General features: G+C 73.2%; 4 protein-coding genes and 1 pseudogene. 2 read left to right on the forward strand and 3 right to left on the reverse strand.

Features of this window, described 5'->3' with window-relative positions; translation table 11 throughout:
- From MFF42_RS26700 to MFF42_RS19045, 3 genes and pseudogenes are all read right to left on the reverse strand, one after another.
- Window positions 1-96 (reverse strand): annotated as a pseudogene (locus tag MFF42_RS26700) (lipid-A-disaccharide synthase N-terminal domain-containing protein); the annotation flags it as partial.
- Window positions 97-100: 4 nt separating this feature from the next.
- Window positions 101-883, reverse strand: a complete 783-nt coding sequence (locus MFF42_RS19040; protein ID WP_238257151.1) for a glycosyltransferase family 2 protein — start codon at window positions 881-883, stop codon at window positions 101-103.
- On the reverse strand, window positions 880-2652 hold the full coding sequence (locus tag MFF42_RS19045) for an ArnT family glycosyltransferase (protein WP_238257152.1): 1773 nt from the start codon (window positions 2650-2652) through the stop codon (window positions 880-882). The genes MFF42_RS19040 and MFF42_RS19045 overlap by 4 nt, the downstream gene beginning before the upstream one ends.
- Before the next feature lie 296 nt (window positions 2653-2948).
- Here MFF42_RS19045 and MFF42_RS19050 point away from each other — a divergent pair, with 296 nt between their 5' ends.
- Together MFF42_RS19050 and MFF42_RS19055 are read left to right on the forward strand one after the other, a co-directional pair.
- Window positions 2949-3143 carry a hypothetical protein gene (locus MFF42_RS19050; RefSeq protein WP_003599068.1) on the forward strand — a complete coding sequence of 65 codons (195 nt, stop codon included), beginning with the start codon at window positions 2949-2951 and terminating at the stop codon, window positions 3141-3143.
- A 141-nt stretch (window positions 3144-3284) separates the two neighbouring features.
- On the forward strand, window positions 3285-3493 hold a 209-nt coding region (locus MFF42_RS19055; RefSeq protein ID WP_373875197.1), incomplete at its 3' end, for an AMP-binding protein.

Raw genomic sequence — 3493 nt, forward strand, 5'->3', positions numbered from 1 at the left:
CTGCGCCGCGATGCCGAACACCAGCCAGAAATCGAAGCGGGTGACGAACACGTCGTAGAAATAGGCCGGGAGATCCTCGGCGAGCTGGATCAGCATGGGGTCACCGGGCCTCGCTGTGCGCCACGTCGCCGGGCGCGTCCTGGGGCACATCCTCGGCCCGCGGGGCGGGCCGCCGCCGCCGGATCAGCCACCACACGCCGGCAAGATCGAGGATGCCAACCCAGAGCCGGTCGAACATTCCGTAATTCGAGCGGCCGGTGAAGCGCGGCCGGTCGACCACGTCGCGGTGGACCACGCCGAACCCCTCGCGGGTGACGAGCGCCGGCATGAAGCGGTGGAGCGCGTCGAAATAGGGCAGCGCGAGGTAGACCTCGCGGCGAAACACCTTGAGCCCGCAGCCAGTATCGCGCGTGGCGTCCTTCAGGATCTTTCCGCGCACGCCGTTGGCGATCCGCGACTGGAATTGCTTCCACGCGCCCTTGCGGCCGATCCGCTGGCCCTGAGCGAGGCCGACGCCCGCGCCGCCCTGGTCGAGGGCGGCGTAGAGCACCGGAATGAAGGACGGGTCGTTCTGGCCGTCGCCGTCGAGGGTGGCGATGACGGGCGCGCGGGCGCGCAGCACGCCGCTGCGCACCGCCCCGCTCTGACCGCCGCTGCGGTCGTGGCGCACCACGCGGAGCCACGGGTTCTTCGCCCGCAGCCCCTGGAGCGTGGCGAGGGTGTCGTCGGTCGAGCCGTCATCGACGTAGATGACCTCGAACGGCGCGAGGTTGTGGCAGGCATGGCCGATCTCGGCCACCAGCGCCGCGATGTTGCCGGCCTCGTTCTTCACCGGCACCACCACGCTGAGGCGCAGCGGCCCGGAATCGCTCGTCATGCTCATGGGGTGGCACCCGGCAGCGCGGCGTAGGCGGAGACCCCGACCGGCTTGCCGCCGTTGATGTTGAAGCCCGTGACCCGGCCGACGGCCTCTCGCGGCTGAGCGCCTTCCGCGGCGGCGAACGCGGCGGCGAACCGATCCTCGACCAGCACGAGGCGGCAGCCCCCCTCACGCAGGAAGGCGGCGGCCTCGGCGCCGGAATTCAGCATGGCAAGGTCCGTGCCGACGGTGAAGACGAGGCTCGGCTCGCGGTAGCCCAGGCTCCCCACCCGGGGCTTCGCGCAGGGCAGGGCGTCGCGGATCGCGGCGAGCCGCGGCGACACCTTGAGGCTCTGCAGCACCGGCTGGGCCAGGCCGAACACGGCCCCCGACAGCACCACCGAGGCGGCGACGCCGAGGGCAAGAGCCGCCTCTCCGGCCCCCTGCCCTGCCCCTCGGACGAAGGCGGCCCAGGCGAGCGCGGCCAGGGCGCAGGCGGCGAGCAGCAGCGGCAGGGCGGCCAGAGGCAGCACGCCGTCGAGCCGCCACGCGGCCAGATTCAGGCCCAGCGTCAGCCCGACCGGGATCAGCACGACGAGGCCCGCGACCCAGCGCGCGCCCGGACGGCGCGGGTCGAGCGCGCCGCGGGACAGCGCCAGCACGGTGAGGATCGCCACCGCCGGCATCAGCGGCAGGACGTAGTGCGGCAGCTTGGTCGGCACCGCCTCGAAGATCAGCCACATCGGCACGATCCAGGCCAGCAGCAGCGCCACCGCCTCCTCGCCCCGCCGCGCCCAGGCGAAGGGGATGGCGAGAGCAGCGAAGGCGGCGCCCGGCCAGAAGGTGGCGAAGAAGGCGAGCGCGTAGGCGCCGGGCGGGCCCCCGTGCTTCTCGGCGCCGGAGCCGACCTTGCCGAGCATGTCGCGCCCCACCGCCTCGCCGAAGAAGGCGCCGCCGCTCTTCCAGGCGATCGCCAGGAACCAGGGCGCCACCACGACGAGGGTGATGAGGAGGCCGAGCCGCGGGCGCAGGTCGAGGAGCCAGCGGGCCGAGCCCTCGCGCAAGGAGAGGACCAGGGCGGCCAGTCCCGCGAAGAGCGGCACCATCGGCCCCTTCACGAGGATGCCGAGGGCGATCCCGAGCCAGAAGACCAGCGCCGTGCCGAGCGAGGCCGGGCCGCGGCGGCGCTCGAGCCGGGCGCGGCCGAGCCAGGCGCGGGCGAGCGCCCCGAAGGCGGCAACCGAGCAGGCGGTGAGAAGTGCGTCGGTCTTGGCGAGCCGGGCTTCCGCCGAGAGCATGATGCAGGCGGAAAACAGCGCCGCGGCCAGCAGGGCCCGGCGCCGGTCGAGCAGGGCCAGAGCCGCCCAGTAGGTCAGCAGGATCGCCGCCAGCGCGCCGAGGAACGAGGGGATCCGGTAGAGCCCGATCTGCGTGCGGGCCCGCGGCACGCCGAGGGCCTCGCCGGCCGCGACGGCGGCGGCCTGCGCCCAGTAGATCCCGACCGGCTTCTTGTGGCGCGCCTCGGCCTGGAAGCGGATATCGACGAGGTCGCCGGTCTCCAGCATCTGCTTCGAGGCCTGCGCGAAGCGCGGCTCGTCCCGGTCCATCGGCTGGAGCGTGGACAAGCCCGGCAGGAAGCTCGCGAGACCGAGCACCAAGAGGAGGAGGCAGGCCCGGACATGGCTCGCCGCCCCGAAGGACAGCACCCGGTCCGCGAGGCGCAGCGCGCCGGCGGGCGGCCGGACGAAATCCGCCCGCGGCGCCGCGGACGGGCCGACGCTGAGGCTCGTCATCGGTGGGGGCTGCCCGCTTGCGGCACGGTCTGGCTCGGGCGGGAGGGTACGGGCATCGGCGGCTCGGGCGGGCGGAACGGTTCGGGCCGGTGGACGGCCCGCATCCGGCCGGGGCGCCGTGTCGGTGATCCCGCCCCGATTGTCAAATACGGCGGTGCCCGCCCTCGGTCCCGGCGACGCGGCTTCGCGCGGTCGCCTCGGCAAAGCTTCGCCGGACGCGGGCCTTCCCGCAAAAAGCAATGCAACCATGCACCGGATGGGTAGCCGGACCGGGAGGGCGACCCTATATCCCGCTCATGGCAAACAACAGCGCAAATCCCTACACCCTCGAAATCGAAGCCTGCGAGCGCCCCGCCGGGCACTTCACCTGGGCCATCCGCCGGAACGGCAAGCTCTTCCAGCGCGCCGACCGGGTGCAGACCACGGAAGAGGCCGCCGAGCGCAGTGGGCTCGCCGCCCTGGAGAAGCTCCTCAGCGGCCGGGAGCGTTGATCGGCCCTTTCCGGCCGTTCCCGCGCTCCACCCCTCGAACCTGATCCGACAAGGCTCCCGGGCTTTCCGCCCGCGGGGCCTTTTCTCTGTCGTCTCGTCTGCGGCGCTCGGATACTCTCCCCTCGAACGGGAGGCGAGACCATGGCGCGCGCAACGATCTACGACCGGGATCTCGACCGGAACCCGGCCAATTACCAGCCGCTCACGCCGCTGAGCTATCTCGACCGCGCCGCCCGCACCTTCCCCGATCAGGTCGCGGTGATCCACGGCCCCCTGCGCCGCTCCTATGCCGAGCTCGACGCCCGCTGCCGCCGCCTCGCCGCGGCCCTGGCCGCCCGCGGCATCGGCCG

This window comes from Methylorubrum podarium (assembly GCF_022179745.1).
GTDB lineage: Bacteria > Pseudomonadota > Alphaproteobacteria > Rhizobiales > Beijerinckiaceae > Methylobacterium > Methylobacterium podarium.

Coding starts and splice junctions, on each gene's coding strand:
- MFF42_RS19040 (WP_238257151.1), bottom strand. CDS start 883: ATGAGCATGACGAGCGATTCCGGGCCGCTGCGCCTCAGCGTGGTGGTG.
- MFF42_RS19045 (WP_238257152.1), bottom strand. CDS start 2,652: ATGACGAGCCTCAGCGTCGGCCCGTCCGCGGCGCCGCGGGCGGATTTC.
- MFF42_RS19050 (WP_003599068.1), top strand. CDS start 2,949: ATGGCAAACAACAGCGCAAATCCCTACACCCTCGAAATCGAAGCCTGC.